The sequence below is a fragment of the Bacillus sp. FSL W7-1354 genome (genome assembly GCF_038002405.1).
Classification (GTDB): Bacteria; Bacillota; Bacilli; order Bacillales; family Bacillaceae; genus Bacillus; species Bacillus paralicheniformis.
On record NZ_JBBOCL010000001.1, the window covers coordinates 575,519 to 598,518 of the forward strand.

Genomic DNA, 23,000 nt, shown 5'->3' on the forward strand with positions numbered 1-23,000 from the left:
AGAATATACATGTTACACTATAAATATGAAGGGAGTGATGATTGTGGACTTAAAGATGAATGGCAAAACGGCGCTTGTGGCAGCAAGCAGCAAAGGACTAGGCAATGCGATTGCAAAAGCCCTTGCGAAAGAAGGGGCAAATGTCATGTTGTCCGGGAGACACGAAGCGGACTTGAAAAAAGCTGCGGAAGAGCTGAATGGACTCGGCGGCGGATCCATCTCATATCAAGTATGCGATCTTGCAGATGCTGACGGGATCAAAGCGCTCGTTCAAAAGACCGCTGACACATTTGGAACGATCGATATGCTCGTCAACAATGTCGGAGGACCGAAAGGCGGCAGCCTGCTCGATCTGACAGACGCTGACTGGACTTCTTCATTTGAATTGCATCTGCTCAGCTATGTCCGTTTAATCCGCGAAGCTTTTCCATATCTAAAAAAGGATGGAGGCCGCATTGTTAATATCGCTTCTTCATCAGTCAAGCAACCGATTCCGGGGTTGCTGCTTTCCAACACGTTTCGAATGGGAATCGTCGGTCTGACAAAATCCATTGCGGAAGAGTTGGCCGAACACCGCATTTTGATCAACACGCTCGCCCCTGGGAGAATCGCGACAGATCGCGTGGCAGAGCTTGACCGGCTCAAAGCCGAGAAAACAGGCCTTTCCGAGCAGCAGGTGAAGGAAAGCTATGAGAAAGAGATTCCGCTCGGCTCCTACGGAAAACCTGACGACTTTGCACAATATGCAAGCTTTCTTTTATCAGAATGCAATACATATATGACTGGACAGACTCTGCTGATAGACGGCGGAATGGTAAAAGCAATTTAAGGGGGATGACATCATGAAAAAAACGATCGGATTTATCGGACTCGGAGTAATGGGAAACAGCATGGCTTCGCATATTTTAGCTGCAGGCTATCCCGTCAGCGCCTATACGAGAACAAAACAGAAAGCGGACAGCCTCGTGGAAAAAGGGGCGGAATGGAAATCATCCGTCAAAGCACTGGCGCAGTCGTCTGATGTGATCATCACAATGGTCGGCTACCCAAAAGACGTTGAAGAAGTTTACTTTGGAAGCGAAGGCATTATTGAAAATGCCAAAACAGGTTCTTACCTCATCGATATGACGACTTCCAAGCCTTCTCTCGCCAAACAAATCGAGGATGCTGCAAAAGAGAGAGGACTTTACGCTTTAGATGCTCCGGTTTCAGGCGGGGACGTCGGCGCGAGAAACGGCACGCTCGCCATTATGGTCGGAGGAGAACGGAAAGCCTTTGATGAATGCTACCCGATCTTTTCGATCATGGGTGAAAATATCCAATATCAGGGGCCGGCCGGAAGCGGGCAGCATACGAAAATGTGCAACCAGATTGCGATTGCTGCAGGTATGATCGGTGTCGCAGAAGCGATGGCCTACGCCAAAAAATCCGGACTCGATCCCGACAATGTGTTAAAAAGCATTACGACCGGCGCTGCGGGAAGCTGGTCCCTCTCAAATCTCGCGCCTAGAATGCTGAAAGGCGACTTTGAACCGGGCTTTTACGTCAAACACTTTGTTAAAGACATGGGCATCGCGCTAGAAGAAGCGGAGTTGATGGGCGAGAAAATGCCGGGGCTCGAGCTTGCGAAAAGCCTTTACGACACCCTTGTGGAAAAAGGCGAAGAAAACAGCGGCACCCAAAGTGTGTACAAGCTTTGGACAGAATATAAATAACGAAAAAAACCACTTGCTCAATGCAAGTGGTTTTTTGCTGGTTCTTATTTTCCGATGAACTGCTGAGTCCAGTAGTTGCCGTCTTTCACATATCCAACACCGATATGCGTGAAGTTAGGGTTCATAATGTTTTTTCTGTGACCTTCACTGTTCATCCAAGCTTTGACAACTTCCTGAGGCGTTTTTTGGCCTTTCGCGATGTTTTCTCCGGCAGTGCGGTATGTGATGCCGAATTTCTTCATCATGTCAAATGGAGAACCGTAAGTCGGGCTGTTGTGATCAAAGTAATTGTTATCTTTCATATCTTGAGATTTCGTGCGGGCAACCTTGCTCAGTTTTTCATCCAAAGTAAGAGGTTTTAGCCCTTGTTTCTTTCTTTCCGCATTCGTCAGCTCAACAACTTCTTTTTCATACGCGCTTACAGAAGAAGATGAAGGCGCTGTATTTTGCTTTTGCTGTGAAGTCTGCTCTTTTGAAGCCGCAGGCTTTGAAGCTTCCTGTTTTTGAGTCTGCGTGCTTTCAGGCTTTGAAGCTTTAGGTGCAGAAGACTTCGGTGCAGAAGCTTTAGGCTGTTGAGTGGCTTGTTTCTTATAAGAATGAAGCAGGGACTGAATTTTTTCCTGGTCAGCTTTAGAAAGCTGGTTCATGTTTTGGATATTCAGTTTGCCTGCGAGATCAGTTACATTTATGGAATGAACGGTTTTGACTTGTACTTGCTGCTGCTCTTTAGCGTCAGCGTGTTGAACGCCGCTGAATGTGAAGAGCGTTGCTGCAGCTGCTGCTGATAAAAGAAAAGCTTTTTTCATAAACAGTAATCCTCCTAAATGTTGTAGTTGTTGTTGTTTCGTACACTAGAATCATAACACGGCTTTTTTGAAATAATAGATCCATATATTCCCTTTGACAAGGTATTATTGTTAATTTTGACATAAAAAAAGAAAAATCCTTTGCTGCCAATATGCAACCAGATCGCTCTTTTACGCGTCTTGTCATAAACGTGGTAAAATTTAAATGTGTTAGCTAAATTTTAATATAAAAAGAGATTGACAGCTTTTTTAAAAACTTTAGATTGTAACAACCATTACAAAAGTGTTACAATATATCTCAGTTAATTAATGTAAAAATTGAATATTGTGAGAGGAGAGAGAGTTTCAGTGACAGAATCTCAACATGATCCGGCTGAAATCAAAAAGAGCAGGCGTTCGCGTTTATGGCGGATCAACCTGTACTTCTTTGCGGTGTTCACTTTGTTCGCTGCGCTGATTGTCAAGCTGGGCCTCGTGCAAATCGTCAATGGAGAAGCGTATGAGCAGGAAGCTTCGAAAACCGAGGCGAAAATTGCGTCATACCCGGCGCCGCGGGGTAAAATGTATGACAGATACGGGCGGGTGGTTGTCGACAACCAAAGCGTTCCCGCGATCACATATACGATGATGACAAGCACAAAAACGGAGGAAAAAATCAGCACAGCCAAAAAACTCGCAGAATTGATCGATATCGATACTTCGTTTCTGAAAGAAAGAGATTTGAAAGATTACTGGCTTGCCAGACATCCGAAAAAAGCTGCTGCACTTCTGAAAGACGGCGAGAAAACCCTCAAGTCTGATCAAACATACAAGCTGCAGGTTGACCGCGTTCCGGCGGAAGAGATCAAAGCGCTGGAAAAGGACAAAGACGAGCTTAAAGTCGCCGCGATTTTCAGAAGGTTTTCAGGCGGCTATGCGTATGAGCCGCAGATCGTCAAAGCGATGAGCCCGAAAACCGAGGGGAAAAACGATGCGCAGCTCCTTGATGAGAAGGCTTCAAAACAGATGCCGGCCAACGATTTAACGTATGAGGAAGTCTCACGCGTTTCCGAGCATCTTGAAGAGCTTCCCGGCGTTGACGTCATCATGGACTGGACCAGGAAATATCCTTATGAAAAAACGCTCTACTCCATTTTCGGAGGCGTCACAACGCCTGAGCAAGGGCTTATCAAGGACCGGGAAGACTTCTACCTGACAAGGGGATATGCCCGGAATGACAGAGTGGGAAAAAGCTATCTCGAGTATCAATATGAAGAATATTTAAATCCGAAAAAAGCGAAAGTGCAATATACAGAAAACCGCTCAGGCAAGGTCATCAGCCAGGAAACGGTTGATGAAGGAAGACGCGGCTACGATCTGCAGCTGACATTCGACATGGAGCTCCAAAAGAAAGTCGAAGAAGCTATCGAAGAGGAGCTTAATAAATTCCGCGGCTCAAACTACATGCTGGACAGAGCGTTCGTCGTCATGATGGATCCGAATAACGGAGACATCCTGTCCATGGCCGGAAAGCGAATCATCGACGGTAAAATCACCGACTATTCAATCGGCGCGTTTACGACCCAGTATGAAATGGGATCAGCCGTCAAAGGCGCGACCGTGCTGGCCGGCTATCAGGACGGCATGCCGCATGGGCAGATGTATTTGGATAACGGAAAGCTGACTTTCGCAGGGCCTGTTATAAAAGGTTCCTATACCGACACAATTGGATGGGCTAATGAAGTCAAAGCGCTTCAAAAAAGTTCAAACGTTTATATGTTTCATGTGGCCATGAGGATTGCAGGAATTACGTATGTACCGAACGGCCCGCTTCCAGCGAACCTAGAGGACTTAAATAAAATGAGATATTACTTCAATCAATTTGGCCTTGGGGTAAAAACAGGCATCGACTTGCCGCAGGAGTCGGCCGGGATGCAGACAAACCCAAAAATAGTCGGGGGTCTCCTTCTCGATGAAGCAATCGGGCAGTTTGACACATATACGCCTTTGCAGCTCGCTCAATATATGTCCGCGATTGCCAACGACGGTTACAGAGTGCAGCCGAGAGTCGTGAAAAGTATTCACCAACCCGAAAGCGAAAAGCTCGGATCTGTCATTGAAGAGCGTTCGGCCAATGTGCTCAATAAAATCAACAACTCCCAAAGCGATATTGAAATCGTGAAAACCGGTTTGAAACGGGTCACTCAGCTTGGTGGAACAGCAGCCGGGACATTCGGTTCACTTGATGTATCAGGCAAAACCGGAACAGCACAGGCGCCTTACTACGGCACGAACAGAAGCTGGTGGGGAACGATGAGTTACAACCTAACCTTTGCCGGTTACTATCCTTCGAAAAATCCTGAGGTTGCTTTCAGCGTTGTTGTTCCGTCTATGACCACTGATAAAGGCGGAATCAACAAAAACATCGCCGCCAAAATCGTCAAAGCCTATGTCGATCTGCAAAAAAAATACAGCAAGGATTAGACAAAAAAGAACACGGATTTTTTCCGGGTTCTTTTTTTGTTATCAAAATTTGACGAATGCTAGAAGTTTTGAAGGAGATTTCTCGCATTTTAGCGAATCCTTTTAAGCAAAATAGTTTTAATGAATGCTGGTCATGAATAGGGTATAAAGGAGGGATATGATGGAACAAAAAACAAAACGTTTTGAGCAATATAAGCCACATATGAATTTACAGGCAGTCCTGTCAGCTAACGGCCGTTTTATATACATATCTGCAAATTGCAAAGAGCTCTTAAGCTACGAGCAGAATGAACTGATCGGTACGTATTTGAAGGACTATTTACACGAAGACGATCTTTTTCTGGTAGAAAGCTATTTTTACAATGAGCATCATTTGCTGCCTTGCACCTTCAGATTTGTGAAAAAAGACTACACGATGATCTGGATCGAAGCGTCGATCGATTTCGTGACGACCCATGTTGGAGAAAAAGAACGCGAGATTGTACTCAAAATGAAAGTGTTTGAAGACCGTCCCTCTAAGAAAAGCAGCTCCATAAAAGAGGAAGACACACCGGAAGAAGCTTCCAGGCTGCCGGCAAAAGAGGAATTCGAAGCCATGGTGGAAGGCTTGCCAAACCCTCTGTGCATCAGCGTTCAAGGGGAAATAGTCTACGTCAATGACGCCATGGTCAACCTGCTCGGAGCCGAGCACAAACGGCAAATTATCGGAAAGTATTCCTACGATTTTATCGAGAAAGAGTACCATGACATCGTCAAAAACCGTATCAAGCGGATGCAGCAGGGACTTGATGTCGGAATGATCGAGCAAACTTGGCATAAGCTCGACGGCACGCAGATTCACCTCGAAGTCAAGGCGGCACCGACCATTTATCAAAAACAGAAAGCGGAGCTGCTCCTGCTCATTGACATTTCATCGAGGAAAAAATTTCAGACCATTTTGCAAAAAAGCAGGGAGCGCTATCAGCTCTTGATTCAAAACTCAATCGATACGATAGCCGTTATTCATAAAGGTAGATGGGTCTTTATGAATGAATCAGGCATTCGTCTGTTTGAAGCAAAGACGTATGAGGATTTAATCGGCAAAGATATTTATGAACATCTGCATCCGTGCGATCACGAAGATGTCAAAGCGAGGCTGAAACGGATTACAGACCGAAAATCCGAATCTGAAATCATAAAGCAGACGTGGTATACATTTGAAAAAAGGCTCATCTATACAGAAATGGTTTGCATCCCTACGACATTTTTCGGGGAAACGGCCGTTCAGGTGATTTTAAGGGATATTTCTGAACGCAAGCAGACCGAGGAGCTGATGGTCCGTTCGGAAAAACTGTCGATCGCCGGACAGCTTGCAGCCGGGATCGCCCACGAAATCCGCAATCCGCTCACCGCGATTAAAGGGTTTTTACAGCTGATGAAGCCCACGATGGAAGAAAATGAACATTATTTTAATATTATCTTTTCCGAATTAAGCAGAATCGAACTGATCTTGAGCGAGCTTCTCATGCTGGCAAAGCCGCAGCAAAACGCATTGAAAGAAAAGCTAGATCTGATCAGGCTGATCCGCGAAGTGACGGCTCTTTTAGAAACGCAGGCCAACTTAAACGGCATTTTGATCAATACGATCCTCCCGGACAATATCTATATTAAAGGGGATCAAAATCAATTAAAGCAAGTGTTTATCAACCTGATCAAAAACGCCGTCGAATCCATGCCGAACGGCGGTACGGTCCATTTGACCGTCAGAGAAACCGAAGATTCGGTCATCGTCGAGGTGGAGGACGAAGGAGAAGGAATACCTGAACATGTCATGAAGCGAATCGGCGAGCCGTTTTTGACGACGAAGGAAAAAGGAACAGGCCTCGGTTTGATGGTCACCTTCAATATCATCGAAAATCACAACGGAACAATCGAAGTCGACAGCAAAGCAGAAAAAGGCACGATATTTAAGATTTCATTTCCAAAATAAAAAACAACGGCGTAAAAGCCGTTGTTTACGTAGTCTGTATCGATTGCCTCTTATTGAAAACAAAGGACTCCAGCCGGTCAAGACCTTCCCTTAGCGTATCAGGAGAATATGCGTAAGAGATCCTCACATAGCCTTCCCCGTATTCAGAAAACGAGCTGCCCGGCACGATCGCAAGCCCCTCTTCCTCAAGAAGCGACATGCAGAAATCAAAGGAAGACATTCCAAACGATTTGATGGACGGGAAAATGTAGAATGCTCCCGACGGTTTAATCACATCGAGGCCCATTGTCACAAGTCTGTCGTACACGTAGTCAAGCCGTTTTTTATATTGCTCGCGCATGATCAGCGCATCATCAAACCCGTTGGTGACGGCTTCCAGAGCTGCTTTTTGAGAGATCGATGAAGCGCATGATACGTTGTATTGATGGACTTTTAAAATATGTTTGGCGATTTCCTTCGGCGCGAACAAAAATCCGATTCTCCAGCCTGTCATGCTGTGGGATTTGGAAAGTCCGCCGATGACGATCGTCTGGTCCCTTAACACAGACGCGATGGAGTGGTGCGGTCTGTCAAAAGTGAGTTCGCTGTATATTTCATCCGAAAGCACAAAGACGTTTCGACCTTTTAAAAGGGAGGCGATGTCCTTCAGCTCTTCTTCGGACAGCGTCATTCCCGTCGGATTTGACGGATAAGGAAGAACAACACATTTTGTCTTCGGCGTCAGCGCTTCCTCGATCAATTTTGCTGTCAGCTTAAAGCCGTGAGACGTGGTGTCAATGATCAATGGAGACGCTCCGCACATTTTGATGATCGGCTCGTATCCGGGGTATACCGGCCCCGGAAGAATGACTTCATCGCCAGGTGATAAAATCGTGCGGAATGCCGAATCGATGGCCTGGCTGGCTCCGGTCGTCACAATGATCTCGCTTTCCGCTTCATAATTTAAATCGGCTTTTTTCTTCATATAAAGCTGTACAGCCTGCCTCAGTTCGGGATATCCGGCGTTGTGAGTGTAAGATGTTTGATTCTCATCTATCGCTTTTTTGGCGGCCTGTTTGACATGGTGGGGGGTGAAGAAATCAGGCTGGCCGATTGTTAAAGAGATTACGTTTTCGTACTGGGATACAAGGTTTGAGAACTTGCGGATCCCTGAGATTTCGATTTCTTTTACATTTGGATTAAGCAAATGTTCCATTTAGCATCACCTTAAAAATGTTATGGTTTATCTTATTTTACCATCATCAGACCAATTGTCATCTTTTAATCAATCAATTTTATAAAAACTCGTAACAAGTATATGCAAAACAATGCAAGGTATGCGGACGGCGGTAGAAAGAAAAATAAGACAATCAAACGATTGTCTTACGTTATATTTCGTTTAGTAGCCGTAATCGAAGTCAACATCTTCTTTCCACGATATATATATTTGTTCTTCACTGTCTGAAGCATCCTTGAGCATTTCTGTGTAAACGGCACGGCTGACCCCTTCTAAAATGGTCATTTCATGATTTTTAATCGTTACAATTGTTCCCATCATAAACACCTTTCCTGAAAAATCCTTGACCATTGTAACACGATAAATGTCAAAGTCAATGAAAAACTTGTGAGCCGTACATTAATTTAACTTTAAAAAAACGTGATACGTATTGATAATATTCAGCGAATCTTAGTAGTATATAGAAGTCAAGATGTTAGGAGGAAAAGCACATTGGAATTGGAATTAGACAAACACGAAACTGCTCCTGAAAGGAGCGAGTATGCCGGAATCGGCGCGCGTTTTGTAGCTTCCCTGCTCGACGGATTGATTCTCGGGATTCCCGCATATATTTTCACGTACGTTTTAACAGCGGCGTTGATGTTGGGAAATTCGGATATCATGCTCATGATGGAGACTGATCCCGAGTATTTGAGCGATCAGGAAATCTTTACGTTTATCATCAGCATGTTCAAAACCATAGCGATCGTTGGAAGTATTACTTTTATTGTTTATTTTCTTTATTACACGCTGATGGAATCATCCAAATGGCAAGGAACGCTCGGCAAGAAAATCATGAACGTTCAGGTGGCGAAAGCAGAAGGCGGAAGAATCTCTTTCGGCCGTGCGGCCGGAAGGTTTCTGGCCAAAAGCTTTCTTTCTCCGATTTTGTTGGTCGGCTACATTATGGCCTTTTTCACAGAAAGGCGCCAGGCGCTTCATGATATGTTGGCAGGAACCATTGTCGTAAAAAAATAACGGGTAAAAGACAGCACGCTTTCAGCATGAATGCGTGCTGTCTTGTTCAGAAAAATGTTTCACGGCAGGAATAAAAATAAGGAGGCATCAATCCAGATGGATACTCAGCCGGAACGTGAACAAGCTGTAAAGCGGGCGCAAAGAACGGGAATCAAGCTCTTTTTGACGTTGCCGATTCTATCTTGGGCGTTATACGATTTTGCAAACACGATTTTTTCATCAAACATTGTGACGATCTTTTTTCCTTTTTATTTGCAGGAGGCAGTCGGCGAAAACGCCAGCATGAATCAGGTGGCAAGCACTTTTATCTCCTATTCGAACGCAGCTGCAAGCTTCCTGCTCGTCATTTTCACGCCTTTATTCGGGGTGTTGATTGACCGGACGGGCAGAAAGAAAAAATACATCGGTCTGTTTACGATGATTTGTGTTTTGTGCACCATCTTAATGGGGGTTTTTGCGGGCGCTTCGTTTCAGAAGGACATATACGGGCTTCCGTTATCTTTGATCCTTGTTGTTGTCATGTTTGTGACCGCAAAGTTTTTCTATCATTCAAGCTTGGTGTTTTATGATACGATTTTGGCTGATTTGGGTACAAAAGAAGAAATTCCTCTCTTATCAGGATTCGGGATTGCGATCGGATATATCGGTACTTTGGCCGGCTTAACGGTTTACCTTCTGGTCGGGAACCAGGATTTTCACCGTGCTTTCATCCCGTCGGCTCTCTTGTTTTTACTTTTTTCACTTCCGTATTTGCTCTTCACGAAAGAGAAAAGAAAACCGGAACCGAAAGAAAAAAAATCGTTTTTCAGCGGATACAGGGAAATCGTGCAGACGTTCAAGGACATTCGCCTGTACAAACCGGTCTTCTTGTTCATGATCGCCTACTTTTTCCTGAATGATGCGCTTGCTACAGCAATAGCCATGATGGCGGTTTATTCAAAAACGGTCATCGGTTTTACGACCGGTCAATTTGTATTACTTTACCTTGTTTCAACGGTCTCAAGCATCATCGGTTCATTTTTGCTCGGCTTTGTCACAAAAAAGATCGGCGCTAAACACGCAGTCAGTCTTGTCGCCGCCATTATGATCACCGCTTTGACGATTGGAGCATGCACGACGTCAACAGTCTTGTTTTGGATTGCGGGAAGCCTTTTCGGTATCTCGCTTGGAGGCACATGGGTCGCATCAAGGACACTGATTATCGAACTGACGCCCGAGCATAAAAGAGGCGAATTTTTCGGATTGTTTGCTTTGTCGGGGAAAATCTCTTCCATTTTCGGTCCGGTCCTGTACGGATCGATTACTTTGCTGTTCAGGGATTTAGGGAACATGGCCAGCAGAATGGCTTTCGGATCTTTAGTGTTATTGGCAGCGATCGGCCTGATCATTCATCAAAATGTTAAGGCAAAAGCTTAACCCAGAGCATCAACTTTTAACAAAAGACGCCGATATAAAAAGTAAACACAAAGTAGGATAGAGAGGGATATCAGTGTCTTCAAACCAACAGGAAATTTTATTAAGTTCGGGAACCAATGAATTAGAAATCGTGAAGTTCGAAGTTGGTCTCAACATTTTCGGCATAAATGTCATGAAAGTCAGAGAAATCATTCAGCCGGTTGACATTACGAAAGTGCCTCATTCGCACAAGCATATGGAGGGCATGATCACATTGCGCGGGGAAATTCTTCCCGTCATTGATTTATTCTCTTTCTTCGGCGTCGAACACGGTGAGGACGAGCATCAAGAAAAATACATTGTGACGGAATTCAACAAGCGGAAAATCGTCTTTCACACTGGATCGGTTTCGCAGATTCACCGGGTGTCGTGGGAAGAAATCGAGAAGCCGACCGCTTTAAATCAAGGAATGGACCGTCACCTTACCGGCATCATTAAGCTCGACGGCACAATGATTTTCCTGCCTGATTACGAAAAAATCATTTTTGATCTTGAGTCTGAGTCAGGTACGGACCCTTATCAAATGAAAGATGAAAAATTTGATCAGAGACGGACTGACAAAAAGCTGATGATTGTCGAAGACTCTCCGCTCCTCTTGCGGCTTTTGGTGGAAAAGCTGAATGAAGCAGGGTATAACAACATCGTGTCTTTTGAAAACGGAAAAGAGGCTTACGAACATGTGCTTCAATTGATGGAAGACGGCACAGCCCTTCACGAAAAAGTCGATCTCATGATCACGGATATTGAAATGCCGCAGATGGATGGACACCGGCTCACAAAGCTGTTAAAAGATAACCCGCTGAGTTCGGAGCTGCCGATCTTGATTTTCTCTTCTTTGATTACAGACGATCTTCGCCATAAAGGGGAACAAGTCGGAGCTGACGAACAAATCAGCAAGCCAGAGCTCAACGAACTGATCGAAAAGCTTGATAAATATATTTTCAAGAACTAAAAAAAGCCTCTTTTTGAGGCTTTTTTTATTAAAAATAGCTTTCGCCAAGCTTCTTGAAGACGGGCTTTGAGGCAGGGCGCTTCCGGTTTGTGACGAGCGGTTTTTCCTTAATTCCCGTGTAGTTTTGAAGAAGCTGTTTCGCTATATTCAAGGACATATGAGCTTTAGGGTTCCGATACGAATGATTTAATGTACCTAAGTGTGGAAGGCTTGCGAAGTCTTCTTTTGTTGGAGGCATGTGAAAAAAGTAGTCTCCGAGAGAAATCAGCACATCTGACTGCTGCTGGCTGAATCTTGGATTTTTCGAAAAGTGAAGGCCTACCTTTTTACCCTTTCCTTCATTAAGCAGCTTTTGCAAAGCTTTCTTTTTCAGAAGATACAGGTATTTGGGATTAGTCGCGGTTTTTGCATGGCGATTCACTGTATAAATCGCTTTTGAAAGGTTTTCAACTGTCGGTTTTAATTCTTTCGTATGATTATGGTCGTCCATTTTTTCTCTCCTATCCATTCGTTTCTAGACCACCTCCTAAAGTTGCAAGGCTTATGTCTAAATTATACGAAATAGAACAGAAAATGCAAATATCTCATAGAAAAAACGCGCGATTTTTTAAGGAATCGCGCGTTTTCATCTTTATAAAACAGAGTTCATTTTCGCTTTTGTATTTTTTTGTCTCTTCAGCGCCGCTTGAACGTCGATTTCCGCGTTCTCGGCGCTTAATTTAGGCAGGACGATAAAATAGTACATCGCCGCCAGCAGAATAATTCCCGCCAAACCGTAATATATATAATCCACATCGGCGATGATTCCCGGGAATAAAACAGCGATCACGCCAAGCGCTGAGGATTGCGCCATCATTGTCAGCGGATCGGTCCACCCGCTGACTCTTCCCATCAGCCTTGGGTGGACGATTTTGGGAATCCAGCCGCCAAGCGCTGTGTTGATCGGTCCGATGCATATCCCGGCAAGGAACGCAGCCGAGTAATATACGGGCAATTGATCTGTAAAGCCAAGCAGAATGATAAAGGCACCCGCAATAAAAATCGGGACTGACATCATGTATGCCGGCTTCACTTTTTTTTCAAGCAGAGCGGCGACGGCAATCCCTGTCAAAAGTCCGATACCCAGTACGATTGTAAAGAGGGATGTGTGCCACTCATAACTGTCAGGGGACAGCTCATACTTCATTTTAAACATCGGCAGAACCGAAAGTCCCCCGCTGACAAGTCCGAAGATAAAATATCCGAATACGAGAGAGGCAAGCAATTTATTTTTTAATATATAAACGATGCCTTCCTTAAAATCGTGCATCGAATCTTTGACGGTCATGTTTTTCCAGCCTTTTTGCCCGTTCGGCTGCCGCGCTTCAAGCGGAATATCGCAGGAACGGATTAAAAAGCCGGATACGATAAAGCTCACAAAATCAAGAGCGATAGCACCATGCAGGCCGATCGTCTTGTACATAAAAGCTCCAATTCCTACGCCGAACAATAGAAACAGGCTGAAAAGCATCTGGTTCAGTCCGGCTGCCTTTGCATACTGATCCTTTCTTAAAATGGCCTGGACCAAACTTGCTTCGGCCGGGTAGAAAAATTTTGTGACCGCGCTTCTGATAAATAGAACTAAAAACACAAGCGGTATGATCTGAAGATACAGTACAAAGAAAAGAACGACAGTCAATCCCGCTCTGATCCAATCACAGTTTTCCGCGACTTTCTTGCGGTCAAAACGGTCAGCGACCACCCCGACGATAAAGAATACAAAAACCGTCGGCAAGGAATACATCAGCTCGGCGATTGTCGTGTAGGCCGGCTGGCTGCTGAACCGGTCGAGCAAGAAAAAAGCGAAAGCCATGTTTCCGACTGTCGTTCCCATTTGAGAAGCGAAAGCTGCGAAAAAAAGTCGGACGAAATTACGATTTTTAAAAAGATCCATATATACGCTCCTTACCCTAAAGGTCCCATTATATCTTAATACAAGATGTTGTATTGTTCAAATTGCATTTGTCTGGAAATGTACTGGTCTAAGGTGTAATGGACACTCGGGTTCCGTTGGGTACGATTGAAGCAAGTTCCAGAACATCCTGATTGTGCATGCGGATACATCCCCTTGAAACAGCTTTGCCAATTGACGCCGGGTTATTCGTGCCATGGATGCCGTAGTGCTGTTTTGAGAGGCTCAGCCAGTAGGCGCCGAACGGGCCGCCTGGATTTGGCTGCCGGTTGACAATGACAAATTCGCCTCTCGGCGTCTGTGTGAGGATTTTTCCGACGGCAATCGGATATGTTTTTACAAGTCTGTTTTGCTCATATAATCTGAGCGTTCTCCCGCTGAGAGACACGACAATCCGGTAAGGGATTGTGTCCGGGTTTCTAATGCCGGGAATGATAATCGATTGGCCTGCGGACACTTGGCCGCCGTTTAAGCCCGGATTCGCCTGCAGCAAAGCCTGCCGGGTCATTCTGAAATCGGCGGCGATGCTTTCCAGAGTTTCTCCAGATTTTACTTGGTACATCAGCAATAATCAGCACATCTCCTTTTCAAAACGAAAAGAGAGCCTTTTCCGCTGCTAATATATAGACGGAAAGAGGCTGGGGAAGTTTCGTTTTTTTAATGAGGATTGGATGAAATGAGCGGGAATGCTTTTACTTAATGTATGCAGATGCCTTTCATTTTGAGCCAAAAGGCCGGTTAAGGATTAAGTGGATTCAAGCTGGAACACGGTGATTTCAGGCTTTGACAAAAAGCGGAGCGGCAGCCTGGTCGTGCCGATTCCTCGATTGACATAGATTTTCATTCCAGCTGTTTCATACATCCCTTCCGTATAAATTTCTCCGTACGGAGGCGTGATTAAAGGACCAAATACGGGAATCTGAATTTGTCCGCCGTGGGTGTGTCCGGATATTTGCAAATTGACGGGGTATTGTTTTGCCGTTAAAGCAGCGTCTGGCTCATGGACGAGCAAAATCGAGAAGGCTTTTTTACTCAGTTTTGACAGGATGCCTTCATAGTCGGGGCTGCCGAGCATCAAATCATCGAGTGACGCGATCTCTATTACGCTTCCGTCTATCAATTCAAGCTTCATGAAGTCGTTTCGCAGCACCTGAAAACCGGCCGATGCCATGAGCGTCTGATAGACTTTTGTTCCATAGCCCCCGTGATCATGGTTTCCGAATATGGCAAGCTTTCCATAGGGGGCTGAAAGCTTTTTTAAGGCGTTGACAGCATGCTCGTGTTCCCGGTAGCGATGCGGTTTATCTATTAAATCCCCGCTGAATACGATAAGGTCCGGGGAAAGGGCGTTCACTTGGCTGACAACATTTGAAAGCTCGTCTGCTGTAAAGTATTCGCTTAAGTGGGTGTCGCTGAACTGAACGATCCGAAACTGGTCAAACCCTTTAGGAATGAGACGATGCCGAATGGGAATCAAGTTTGTTTCAAGCATGTGCGGCTCGAGATAGCGCGCATAGCCCAAGCCGCCGGCAGCGGTAAAGAGCCCTGCTGCAGCAAGGCCTAAGAAGCCTTTTAAAAATTGTCTTCTGGACGGATTTTTCATAAGCAACCAACCTTTAATAGAATCTCTACATTATATCATCCAGAAAAGCCATTTTAGGACAGTCCGCGTGTTTTGTTAATTTTTTTTAACTTATATGATAAACTATGAATTGAATGAATACTCATTCATAAACAAGGGGGATGGATATGGACAGAAAAGTTGTAATCGTGACCGGCGGGTCGAGCGGAATGGGAAAAGCGATCGCCAAAAAGCAAGCCGAAGAAGGCTGGAATGTGATGATTACAGGCAGAACGCAAGAAACGCTTGAAGCGGCCAAAGAAGAAATTGAAACATTTGCGGGGCAGGTGGCTATATGCCGGATGGATGTCAGGTCTGTTGAAGATGTGGAACAGATGATCACAGAGACGGCAGGACGCTTTGGTACGATCGACGCTTTGGTTAACAATGCCGCAGGGAACTTTATCTGCCCTGCTGAAAAACTGTCGGTCAACGGCTGGAAGGCGGTCATCGATATCGTGCTGAACGGCACATTTTATTGCAGCCAGGCAGCCGGCCGCTATTGGATCAAGGAAAAAAAACGCGGCCAGATTTTAAATATGGTCGCGACATATGCATGGGGCGCGGGTGCCGGTGTCGTTCATTCCGCGGCGGCAAAAGCAGGTGTCCTGTCGCTGACGAGGACGCTTGCAGTCGAGTGGGGAAGTGCATACGGGATCAGGTGCAATGCCATCGCGCCCGGTCCGATCGAGAGGACGGGCGGTGCCGAAAAATTGTTTGAATCGGAAGAAGCCGCGCACGCGACAATCAAAAGCGTTCCGCTCAACAGGCTGGGAACCCCTGAAGAAATCGCGGGACTCGCCGCATTTTTGCTTTCTGAACAGGCGGGATATGTCAACGGGGAGTGTGTGACGATGGACGGCGGCCAATGGCTGAATCCCCGTCCGTTTTAAGATTTCAAATTCAAAGGTGCGGGCCAGTATGGTATAATCAGACAAAGATTAGAAGCAGGTGATATGCCATGTTGGATCCACTCGATATTTTAACGAACATTGAAGATGTTATTCCATACTATCAGCCGATCTTCAGTGCTGAAGAACAAAAGGTGATCGGCTATGAAGTGCTGGGGCGTATCAAGGTAGAATCTGAAGTGAAGAGTCTCGGGCCGTTTTTTTCTGATCCGACAATTCCTGAAGAATACAAGAAAGAGGTTGATCTCAAGGTGATTCGCCAGGCGCTTGATCATTTTTTGGAGAGCGGGCGCGACCTGCTCATCTTCGTCAATCAAGATGCAAATGTGCTGATGATGGATCACGGTGAATCGTTCCTCGACCTGTTGATGGAATATCAGGATAAAGGGCTCGAGCTCAACCGTTTCGTTATCGAAATCACGGAGCAAAAGTTTGAAGGGGATATTGAACAGCTGCATCATTTGCTGACCTATTACCGTACATACGGAATTAAAGTCGCTGTTGATAATATCGGAAAGGAAAGCAGCAACCTCGACAGAATCGCTCTTCTTTCCCCTGATCTGTTAAAGATCGACCTTCAGCCGCTCAAGCTGTCTTCTCCTTCGCCATCCTATGAATATGTGCTTTACAGCATATCACTCCTTGCCAGAAAAATCGGCGCCGCATTGCTTTACGAGGATATTGAGGCGAGCTTTCAGCTGCAATACGCATGGAGAAACGGAGGCCGGTATTTTCAGGGGCAGTATCTTGAAGTGCCGAAGGATGAATTTATCGAACGGAATGTATTAAAGGACCGGCTGCATGCCGAGTTTCACCAATTTATCACACATGAGAAGAAGAAGCTAACCATTTTGTACGACCACTCTGAGCAGTTTTACAAACGGATTCATCAGCTTGTCACATCGCTAAAGAAAACAGCTCAGTCAGACGATGAGTTTCTCTTCAATCTCGGAAAAGAACTGACCGATTGCAGCTTTAGAATTTACATGTGCGATGAAGACGGGATTCAGCTGACGAAAAACGTGTTTAAACATGATGGAGCATGGATATTTCAGCCTGAGTACATCGGCAAAAACTGGAGCTGGCGCCCTTATTTTCTCGAGAATATCATGAGGATGAGAACGATGAGAAAAGGGTTTTTCAGCGATTTGTACAGCGATATCGAAACGGGGGAAATGATCAGAACATTTTCCTATCCGATGGATGAAGAATTGTATCTGTTCATTGACCTGTCCTACTCATATTTATACGAACAAGACGGATTAATTTAAGCGGCGGCCTTTCGCCGCTTTTTCTTTTCGAAAAAATGAATCCCGAGAGGTTTGTTTTGCGTATATAAAGGAAAATGTGAATATATATGCTAAAAAAGGGGCGGATCATATGAAGAACGTTTGGTCATCCTTACTGTGCGGACTATTGACTGCGGCTTTTGTATTCCTCTGTGCGGATTTTGCCGAAGCCGGAGAAAAACCGACAAGAGCGTCGTTATTTGAGACCCTTCAATCCGTATCCGACGTCCATTTTCAGCTGACCGAAAAGGAAAGAACGAAAAAAGACATGATATCCCTCTTGGAACCTTATATGGAACACGCCATGGCAGCGAAGTACGTGGAGGCGAACGCCTTTCCCGAACAAGCGGGGTGGATTTTTTACGGGACAGACGCGCCTGAAGTGGCAATCCCTTTCTTCAGCTATGATGAAAACACAAAAGTGGCGGTGAAAGACGGAAGCTATATCGTATACGAATGTGTTGGAGATCAAGACCGCGATCCTGTTTCATATCAAAAAAATTATCAGACGGTGACGCTAAAGAATATCGGCGGCAGCTTCAAAGTAACGGCTATCGGCCAATCTGATACAAAACCGGCTGGAGAAGACATGATGGCCGAACAACCGGACGAGGAAGAAACAAACTCGAATTTTGCGGATAACAAGGAAGAAGATCACGCTGTATTCCCGCTGTTTGTCATCGATGTTAACTGGACATTGGCCGAACTTTTCAGCTAGAAAAAGAATTTTTAAAAAATTCATTGACAATGATACTGATAATCATTATCATTTAATTATAGAGAGATGAACCTCTCTGTTCCCCAACCCCTCTATCAGATCAAGATTTTAAAAAACTTGGCGCTGCCCCCGCCAAGTTTTTTATTTGCGTGGAATCCCGCACTGCAAATGGCTGCGGGATTTTTGGGCTTTAGGTGTGGGACAGGAATAAGACAATCCTGTTGCCCCATAAATCTAAATTGGTGGTTAAAATAGGCTCCTCTGCAGTCAAAAAAATATTTTTCATGTATGACATGAAAAAAGAAAACTCAAACTATGAAAAGCGGTTTTTCTTTTTCATGATCAGAAAGGAAAAATGTCATCGGCTGATACTTTGTGGTATGATGCGTGTAGAACTTGTATTATAATTAATACTTGTTGATCCTGAAGTTGTTTTTTTGAAAGGAGTCTTTTTTAGAATGTCACAATTAATGGGTATCATCACGAGACTGCAGAGCCTGCAGGAGACTGCGGAGGCTGCCGGAGAACCGACGCAGCGCAATTTTGAAGTAAACGGAGAAAAAATTTGCAGCGTAAAATATTTTGAAAAAAACCAAACATTTGAGCTGACAGTTTATCAAAAAGGCGATAAGCCTACCACATTTCCGTTTGACAACATCGATATGATTTCAATCGAAATCTTTGAACTGCTTCAGCAATAGGAGGATATGGCATGAAAGCTTTTCCAAGCGTTATTTGTCCGAATTGCAAAACAACCGAGCATATGGATCAAGTGCTGACAGCCCAGTCCAATCAGAATGTAATTTACAGATGTGACAGCTGCGGGTTCAGCTTGAAAAATATACCGACCAAAAAAGGATAGCAGACAGACGAATCGTTCCATCTTCGGTGCAGATCAAAAATGAAAAGGGGCATTCCAATGGCTGATTCTTTTCTTTTTTATAATCTTTCTGAAGATCAAATGACATTTCCTGAAGTGATCGGGAGACTGAAGGCGTTCATACGCCAAGATCCGCGGGCAAGCTATCTGCTGTCCGTCGGAACAGACTCGCAAATCCATCAGAACTGCACAAAGTTTATCACGGCTATCCATTTGCACCGCAAGGGCAAAGGAGCGTGGGGCTGTCTGAAAAACACGGTTGTCAACAGACCGATACATAGCCTCAGGGAGAAAATATCGCTTGAAACAGCTTACAGCCAAGAGATTGCCGCATATCTTTTAAATGATTACTTTAATGAAATTATGGATCTGCTTCTTCCGTTTACAGACGAGGGAGCAGATTTAACCCTTGAAGTTCATTTGGATATCGGAAAAAAAGGAATGACAAAGGATTTAATCCAGGAAATGACGGGCCGGATCACCTCCATGGGAATCTGTGCCAAAATTAAACCTGACTCCTATACAGCTTCAAGCTATGCAAACCGGTACACAAAATAATTGTTTGAAAGAAAATCGAACAGATGTCGAAATGTGCGGTTGACGTTTGAATTGCAATTTCATATTCTAGCCCTATAGAAACTAGAGAGAACATATTGTTTCTGACTCTAGCTAAATCAATTAGGGGGCTGGTTAAGAATGGAACGCTTTTCAGAAGAAGAGAGAAAACTGTTGCTGAACGTACTTTTGGACCATGAGTATGCCGTAGAGCTACTAAGCAGTGAGATCAATGATATAGAAACGGGTACAAAAAATGTGGATAGCCTGACATATAAAAAACTGGTTACCTTATACGACCGTGTCCGGTCTGAAAATTAGGTCAGATTATATCAATTGATACTCATTAGAGTATCTTTTTTGTTTCCTAAAAGGATATGGAATGATAAACTGACCTTGGAAGAAAGGAAAGTTTTCGACAAATATTGATATCGTTTATATTATTGTAGTATAGGGAAAATATGCGTTGATGGATTAAAGCTGAAAAGGAGTCGAAAAATCATGATTAGTATGCAATCAGATGAACTTCTTGAAACGACAGTAGGTCAGTTTATGATCGATGCTGATAAAGTAGCCCATGTTCAAGTCGGAAATAATCTGGAACATGCCCTTCTCGTGTTGACCAAAACCGGATATACCGCGATCCCTGTACTTGATGCTTCTTTCCGTTTGCACGGATTAATCGGAACGAATATGATCATGGATAAAATCTTCGGCTTGGAACGAATCGAATTTGAGAAGCTTGACAAGATTCATGTTGAAGAAGTCATGCTGACAGACATCCCACGCTTGAAAATTGACGACCCGATCTTAAAAGGATTCGGACTGGTCATCAACAACGCGTTTGTATGTGTCGAAAATGAAGAGCAGGTTTTCGAAGGCATTTTTACAAGGCGTGTCGTGTTAAAACAGCTGAATAAGCATTTGAGAACGTTGAATAAATAGGCGCGGCAGCGGCCTATTTTTTATTTGCAGCGCTCCACCAAACCCTCCGCACATTCTCCGAAGCCTGACTTTCCGCTTGATTAAAAAACAGCCGTTTGATTAAATGTATGATAAGAAAAACTTATTGGAATGAGGAATGTCCATGCAGCTTCAAGAGCTCCACATGCTTGTCGTTCTGGCGGAAGAATTAAATATGCGGAAAGCGGCTGAACGCCTGTTTGTTTCCCAGCCGGCTTTGTCCCAACGCCTGCAGACCATTGAGAAATCATGGGGAACGAAAATTTTTTTGAGATCGCAAAAAGGGCTGACGGTTACGTCTGCCGGAGAAAAAATCATCCAGTTCGCAAAAGATGTGACATTGGAACAGGAAAAAGTGAGAGAGAATATCGATGAGTTGGAGGGCGAGATTCACGGTACGCTCAAATTGGCGGCCGCTTCGATCATTGGGCAGCATTGGCTTCCCAACGTTCTGAAAACCTATGTCAAACAATATCCAAACGTGAAAATTTCGCTCGTGACCGGATGGAGCAGCGAAATGCTGAAAAGCCTCTACGAAGACCATGTTCATGTCGGCATTATCAGAGGAAACCCGGAATGGAAAGGACCGAAGCATTACTTGATGCGGGACGAATTGTACCTTGTCGATACAGAGATCCGTAACATTGAGGATATTGCCAAAACGGAACGGCCGTTCATCCAGTTCAAAAGCGACAGCACGTACTATCAGGAAATTCAGCACTGGTGGCATCAAAAGTTTAAAATGTCGCCAAAGCAGACCATTATTGTCGACCAAATTGAAACATGCAAACAGATGGCTTTCCACGGAATCGGCTATGCGATCCTTCCATCTGTGACGCTTCACGGAAGCGGGAGCCATGTTCATCAAATCCCGCTGCTCGACGCTAAAGGAAAAGCAATCGGCAGAGATACGTGGCTGCTCGGTTATGAGCCGGCTTTCCAACTGAAGCAAGTACAGGCGTTTGTAGAGGTTGTGAAAGAATGTACGGCAACTGAATAAACATCAGAAAGGCAGGACTCAAAAAAGAGGGCTGCTTTTTTTGTGCGATTTATTGACATTGATAATCATTATCATTTAAAGTGTATCTATATAATAATGAAAATCATTATCAATTTCAGAGGTGATTCTGTTGTCTAAAGCATTAATTGCATATGCCAGCATGTCCGGCAACACGGAGGATATCGCGATGATCATCAAAGATACATTGAAGGAGAACGGTTTTGATGTCGCAATTCAGGAAATGGATGATGTCGATGCCGATTCATTGGCTGAATACGATCTTCTTTTAATCGGCACCTACACATGGGGAGACGGGGATCTTCCTTATGAAGCGGAATCGTTTTACGACGAGGTCTCTTCGCTTGACCTTAAAGGAAAGAAAGCGGCATGCTTCGGATCCGGCGACTATGCATACCCCCGCTTTTGCGAAGCGGTCAACACGTTTTACAGCATGCTAGAACGAACCGGCGCCGACCTTTATCGAGAGACCTTGAAAATAGAACTTGCCCCCGAAACGGATGAAGATGCCGAGTGCTGCAAGGAATTTGCCGAAGGTTTTATAAGATGGGCAGAACACGAAAAGCGGCAGGCTGAGACCCATGTTTCATAAAGGTGCGACGGCCGTCGCTTCGGCAAAGCATTCCGGTTACTTTGTCGCCATCAAGAGGGAAGGGATTTTTCACTATTCACTTGAGCAAGGCTGGACAAAGCTCTTTCAATTAAAAAGCAAAATATGTTCCATCACCTATATCGGCGATTATTTATTCGGCGCAGGGGAGAGGGGAACGATTATCAGATCGTCTGACCAAGGAGCAACCTGGTCAATCTCAAGCTTTCCGACAAACGCTACGATTTGGTCGATCACAGGGACAACGGACGGCTTTGTTTGTGCCCATGGGAAGCATTGCATTTACATATCAGAGGATTTCGGCGTCTCATGGAAAATCGTCAAGCCGTTTTCCGGTTTGAGTCATCCGCCCGTTATCCGCTCTCTGTGCATCCATGAGGAGCGCCTTTACATCGGAACGCAGATTCATGAAGTGCACGGTGGTGTTTGGGCATACGATTTGGCAGCAGAATCGGCTTGTTTGATCAAAAAAGAAACCGGCCGCATGACCGCCTCGATGATCGCATTTGAAGGCGAATGGCTGGTTTGTGCGATGGGATCTAAAAAAGGAAATCACGGTGCCGTCAATTTGGTCAACATCCACACGAATGATGAAATACAAATCAGCCAGGGCCTTGTTGAGAATGAAGAATCATTCCTGGATGTGTCCGAAGACAACGGAATCATCTATGTCACATCGGCTCAAGACCGAGACGGATTTTCAAGAATCTACCGGCTTGATTTCTTTGAAAGAGAGCTGAAATGGTTTGACACGATTAAAGGGCATGGATTCAGAGTCGCCAATCAAAAGGAGAACTTCTTTTGCGCGGGTCTTTATGAATGCAAATTTGTCAGGCCTTATGAACAGCCTGCTGCAGCCCACTGATTTTATAGCGTTTTATAGGAGGAATA

Annotated in this window: 24 protein-coding genes and 1 pseudogene; 18 read left to right on the plus strand and 7 right to left on the minus strand. The window is 44.7% G+C overall.

All coding sequences use genetic code 11. The features are described from left to right. The first annotated feature begins 43 nt into the window (after positions 1-43). Together MKZ04_RS03060 and MKZ04_RS03065 are read left to right on the plus strand one after the other, a co-directional pair. Positions 44-829 carry an SDR family oxidoreductase gene (locus tag MKZ04_RS03060; protein WP_023857294.1) on the plus strand — a complete coding sequence of 262 codons (786 nt, stop codon included), beginning with the start codon at positions 44-46 and terminating at the stop codon, positions 827-829. A 13-nt stretch (positions 830-842) separates the two neighbouring features. Next, on the plus strand, positions 843-1,715 hold the full coding sequence (locus MKZ04_RS03065) for an NAD(P)-dependent oxidoreductase (protein ID WP_023857293.1): 873 nt from the start codon (positions 843-845) through the stop codon (positions 1,713-1,715). Between the two features lie 44 nt (positions 1,716-1,759). Here the strand turns inward: MKZ04_RS03065 and MKZ04_RS03070 are convergent, their stop codons facing one another. Further along, entirely contained in the window at positions 1,760-2,521 is a 762-nt protein-coding gene (locus tag MKZ04_RS03070; RefSeq protein ID WP_020451183.1) for a CAP domain-containing protein, read from the minus strand. A gap of 348 nt (positions 2,522-2,869) precedes the next feature. Here MKZ04_RS03070 and MKZ04_RS03075 point away from each other — a divergent pair, with 348 nt between their 5' ends. After that, positions 2,870-4,984: a peptidoglycan D,D-transpeptidase FtsI family protein gene (locus tag MKZ04_RS03075; protein WP_023857292.1), complete on the plus strand. Its 2,115-nt coding sequence runs from the start codon at positions 2,870-2,872 to the stop codon at positions 4,982-4,984. A 160-nt stretch (positions 4,985-5,144) separates the two neighbouring features. Beyond that, positions 5,145-6,953 carry a PAS domain-containing protein gene (locus tag MKZ04_RS03080; RefSeq protein ID WP_341045279.1) on the plus strand — a complete coding sequence of 603 codons (1,809 nt, stop codon included), beginning with the start codon at positions 5,145-5,147 and terminating at the stop codon, positions 6,951-6,953. A gap of 14 nt (positions 6,954-6,967) precedes the next feature. On the opposite strand, the pseudogene MKZ04_RS03085 reads toward MKZ04_RS03080, so the two are convergent. Beyond that, a pseudogene (locus MKZ04_RS03085) lies at positions 6,968-8,148 on the minus strand (aminotransferase A); the annotation flags it as partial. A 183-nt stretch (positions 8,149-8,331) separates the two neighbouring features. After that, on the minus strand, positions 8,332-8,490 hold the full coding sequence (locus MKZ04_RS03090; RefSeq protein WP_165583461.1) for a hypothetical protein: 159 nt from the start codon (positions 8,488-8,490) through the stop codon (positions 8,332-8,334). 171 nt (positions 8,491-8,661) lie between these two features. On the opposite strand from MKZ04_RS03090, the gene MKZ04_RS03095 reads away from it, so the two are divergent. The 3 genes from MKZ04_RS03095 (at position 8,662) to MKZ04_RS03105 (ending at position 11,593) form a co-directional block, all read left to right on the plus strand. Further along, entirely contained in the window at positions 8,662-9,186 is a 525-nt protein-coding gene (locus MKZ04_RS03095; RefSeq protein WP_020451188.1) for an RDD family protein, read from the plus strand. 96 nt (positions 9,187-9,282) lie between these two features. Further along, positions 9,283-10,602, plus strand: coding sequence for an MFS transporter (locus tag MKZ04_RS03100; protein WP_020451189.1), 1,320 nt, complete (start codon positions 9,283-9,285; stop codon positions 10,600-10,602). A gap of 73 nt (positions 10,603-10,675) precedes the next feature. Further along, positions 10,676-11,593: a chemotaxis protein gene (locus MKZ04_RS03105; protein ID WP_020451190.1), complete on the plus strand. Its 918-nt coding sequence runs from the start codon at positions 10,676-10,678 to the stop codon at positions 11,591-11,593. 28 nt (positions 11,594-11,621) lie between these two features. Here MKZ04_RS03105 and MKZ04_RS03110 read toward each other — a convergent pair whose 3' ends face one another. The 4 genes from MKZ04_RS03110 to MKZ04_RS03125 form a co-directional block, all read right to left on the minus strand. Continuing rightward, on the minus strand, positions 11,622-12,083 hold the full coding sequence (locus MKZ04_RS03110) for a YkyB family protein (RefSeq protein WP_020451191.1): 462 nt from the start codon (positions 12,081-12,083) through the stop codon (positions 11,622-11,624). A 141-nt stretch (positions 12,084-12,224) separates the two neighbouring features. Further along, entirely contained in the window at positions 12,225-13,526 is a 1,302-nt protein-coding gene (locus MKZ04_RS03115; protein WP_020451192.1) for an MFS transporter, read from the minus strand. A gap of 88 nt (positions 13,527-13,614) precedes the next feature. Then, complete coding sequence (locus MKZ04_RS03120; RefSeq protein WP_020451193.1) at positions 13,615-14,112, minus strand: L,D-transpeptidase family protein; 498 nt, start codon at positions 14,110-14,112, stop codon at positions 13,615-13,617. Between the two features lie 177 nt (positions 14,113-14,289). Next, positions 14,290-15,147: a metallophosphoesterase gene (locus MKZ04_RS03125; RefSeq protein WP_023857290.1), complete on the minus strand. Its 858-nt coding sequence runs from the start codon at positions 15,145-15,147 to the stop codon at positions 14,290-14,292. A gap of 146 nt (positions 15,148-15,293) precedes the next feature. On the opposite strand from MKZ04_RS03125, the gene fadH reads away from it, so the two are divergent. The 11 genes from fadH (at position 15,294) to MKZ04_RS03180 (ending at position 22,974) form a co-directional block, all read left to right on the plus strand. Next, complete coding sequence (gene fadH / locus MKZ04_RS03130; RefSeq protein WP_075753081.1) at positions 15,294-16,058, plus strand: 2,4-dienoyl-CoA reductase; 765 nt, start codon at positions 15,294-15,296, stop codon at positions 16,056-16,058. A 68-nt stretch (positions 16,059-16,126) separates the two neighbouring features. Further along, positions 16,127-17,347: an EAL domain-containing protein gene (locus MKZ04_RS03135; RefSeq protein ID WP_020451196.1), complete on the plus strand. Its 1,221-nt coding sequence runs from the start codon at positions 16,127-16,129 to the stop codon at positions 17,345-17,347. A 109-nt stretch (positions 17,348-17,456) separates the two neighbouring features. After that, entirely contained in the window at positions 17,457-18,083 is a 627-nt protein-coding gene (locus MKZ04_RS03140) for a DUF3993 domain-containing protein (RefSeq protein ID WP_214485540.1), read from the plus strand. A 458-nt stretch (positions 18,084-18,541) separates the two neighbouring features. Then, entirely contained in the window at positions 18,542-18,784 is a 243-nt protein-coding gene (locus MKZ04_RS03145) for a YkuJ family protein (protein WP_003181299.1), read from the plus strand. An 11-nt stretch (positions 18,785-18,795) separates the two neighbouring features. After that, positions 18,796-18,945, plus strand: a complete 150-nt coding sequence (locus MKZ04_RS03150; protein WP_020451198.1) for a hypothetical protein — start codon at positions 18,796-18,798, stop codon at positions 18,943-18,945. Positions 18,946-19,002: 57 nt separating this feature from the next. After that, positions 19,003-19,521: a ribonuclease H-like YkuK family protein gene (locus tag MKZ04_RS03155; RefSeq protein ID WP_020451199.1), complete on the plus strand. Its 519-nt coding sequence runs from the start codon at positions 19,003-19,005 to the stop codon at positions 19,519-19,521. 138 nt (positions 19,522-19,659) lie between these two features. After that, the gene (abbA, locus tag MKZ04_RS03160; RefSeq protein WP_003181305.1) at positions 19,660-19,839 is read left to right on the plus strand and encodes an antirepressor AbbA; all 180 of its coding nucleotides are present in this window, start codon (positions 19,660-19,662) and stop codon (positions 19,837-19,839) included. Positions 19,840-20,019: 180 nt separating this feature from the next. Continuing rightward, positions 20,020-20,463: a cyclic-di-AMP-binding protein CbpB gene (gene cbpB / locus MKZ04_RS03165; RefSeq protein WP_020451200.1), complete on the plus strand. Its 444-nt coding sequence runs from the start codon at positions 20,020-20,022 to the stop codon at positions 20,461-20,463. A 142-nt stretch (positions 20,464-20,605) separates the two neighbouring features. After that, on the plus strand, positions 20,606-21,481 hold the full coding sequence (locus MKZ04_RS03170; RefSeq protein WP_249726535.1) for a LysR family transcriptional regulator: 876 nt from the start codon (positions 20,606-20,608) through the stop codon (positions 21,479-21,481). A 130-nt stretch (positions 21,482-21,611) separates the two neighbouring features. Further along, the gene (locus MKZ04_RS03175) at positions 21,612-22,091 is read left to right on the plus strand and encodes a flavodoxin (protein WP_020451202.1); all 480 of its coding nucleotides are present in this window, start codon (positions 21,612-21,614) and stop codon (positions 22,089-22,091) included. Further along, the gene (locus MKZ04_RS03180; protein ID WP_256163728.1) at positions 22,081-22,974 is read left to right on the plus strand and encodes a WD40/YVTN/BNR-like repeat-containing protein; all 894 of its coding nucleotides are present in this window, start codon (positions 22,081-22,083) and stop codon (positions 22,972-22,974) included. The genes MKZ04_RS03175 and MKZ04_RS03180 overlap by 11 nt, the downstream gene beginning before the upstream one ends. The last annotated feature ends 26 nt before the right edge of the window (positions 22,975-23,000 follow it).

What these genes read in the sequence shown, in the direction of transcription:
- MKZ04_RS03170 (WP_249726535.1), top strand. Translation starts at nt 20,606, where the DNA reads ATGCAGCTTCAAGAGCTCCACATGCTTGTCGTTCTGGCGGAAGAATTA.
- MKZ04_RS03145 (WP_003181299.1), top strand. Translation starts at nt 18,542, where the DNA reads ATGTCACAATTAATGGGTATCATCACGAGACTGCAGAGCCTGCAGGAG.
- MKZ04_RS03180 (WP_256163728.1), top strand. Translation starts at nt 22,081, where the DNA reads ATGTTTCATAAAGGTGCGACGGCCGTCGCTTCGGCAAAGCATTCCGGT.
- MKZ04_RS03090 (WP_165583461.1), bottom strand. Translation starts at nt 8,490, where the DNA reads ATGATGGGAACAATTGTAACGATTAAAAATCATGAAATGACCATTTTA.
- MKZ04_RS03150 (WP_020451198.1), top strand. Translation starts at nt 18,796, where the DNA reads ATGAAAGCTTTTCCAAGCGTTATTTGTCCGAATTGCAAAACAACCGAG.
- fadH (WP_075753081.1), top strand. Translation starts at nt 15,294, where the DNA reads ATGGACAGAAAAGTTGTAATCGTGACCGGCGGGTCGAGCGGAATGGGA.
- MKZ04_RS03065 (WP_023857293.1), top strand. Translation starts at nt 843, where the DNA reads ATGAAAAAAACGATCGGATTTATCGGACTCGGAGTAATGGGAAACAGC.
- MKZ04_RS03115 (WP_020451192.1), bottom strand. Translation starts at nt 13,526, where the DNA reads ATGGATCTTTTTAAAAATCGTAATTTCGTCCGACTTTTTTTCGCAGCT.
- abbA (WP_003181305.1), top strand. Translation starts at nt 19,660, where the DNA reads ATGGAACGCTTTTCAGAAGAAGAGAGAAAACTGTTGCTGAACGTACTT.
- MKZ04_RS03100 (WP_020451189.1), top strand. Translation starts at nt 9,283, where the DNA reads ATGGATACTCAGCCGGAACGTGAACAAGCTGTAAAGCGGGCGCAAAGA.
- MKZ04_RS03140 (WP_214485540.1), top strand. Translation starts at nt 17,457, where the DNA reads ATGAAGAACGTTTGGTCATCCTTACTGTGCGGACTATTGACTGCGGCT.
- MKZ04_RS03135 (WP_020451196.1), top strand. Translation starts at nt 16,127, where the DNA reads ATGTTGGATCCACTCGATATTTTAACGAACATTGAAGATGTTATTCCA.
- MKZ04_RS03110 (WP_020451191.1), bottom strand. Translation starts at nt 12,083, where the DNA reads ATGGACGACCATAATCATACGAAAGAATTAAAACCGACAGTTGAAAAC.
- cbpB (WP_020451200.1), top strand. Translation starts at nt 20,020, where the DNA reads ATGATTAGTATGCAATCAGATGAACTTCTTGAAACGACAGTAGGTCAG.
- MKZ04_RS03070 (WP_020451183.1), bottom strand. Translation starts at nt 2,521, where the DNA reads ATGAAAAAAGCTTTTCTTTTATCAGCAGCAGCTGCAGCAACGCTCTTC.
- MKZ04_RS03155 (WP_020451199.1), top strand. Translation starts at nt 19,003, where the DNA reads ATGGCTGATTCTTTTCTTTTTTATAATCTTTCTGAAGATCAAATGACA.
- MKZ04_RS03125 (WP_023857290.1), bottom strand. Translation starts at nt 15,147, where the DNA reads ATGAAAAATCCGTCCAGAAGACAATTTTTAAAAGGCTTCTTAGGCCTT.
- MKZ04_RS03080 (WP_341045279.1), top strand. Translation starts at nt 5,145, where the DNA reads ATGGAACAAAAAACAAAACGTTTTGAGCAATATAAGCCACATATGAAT.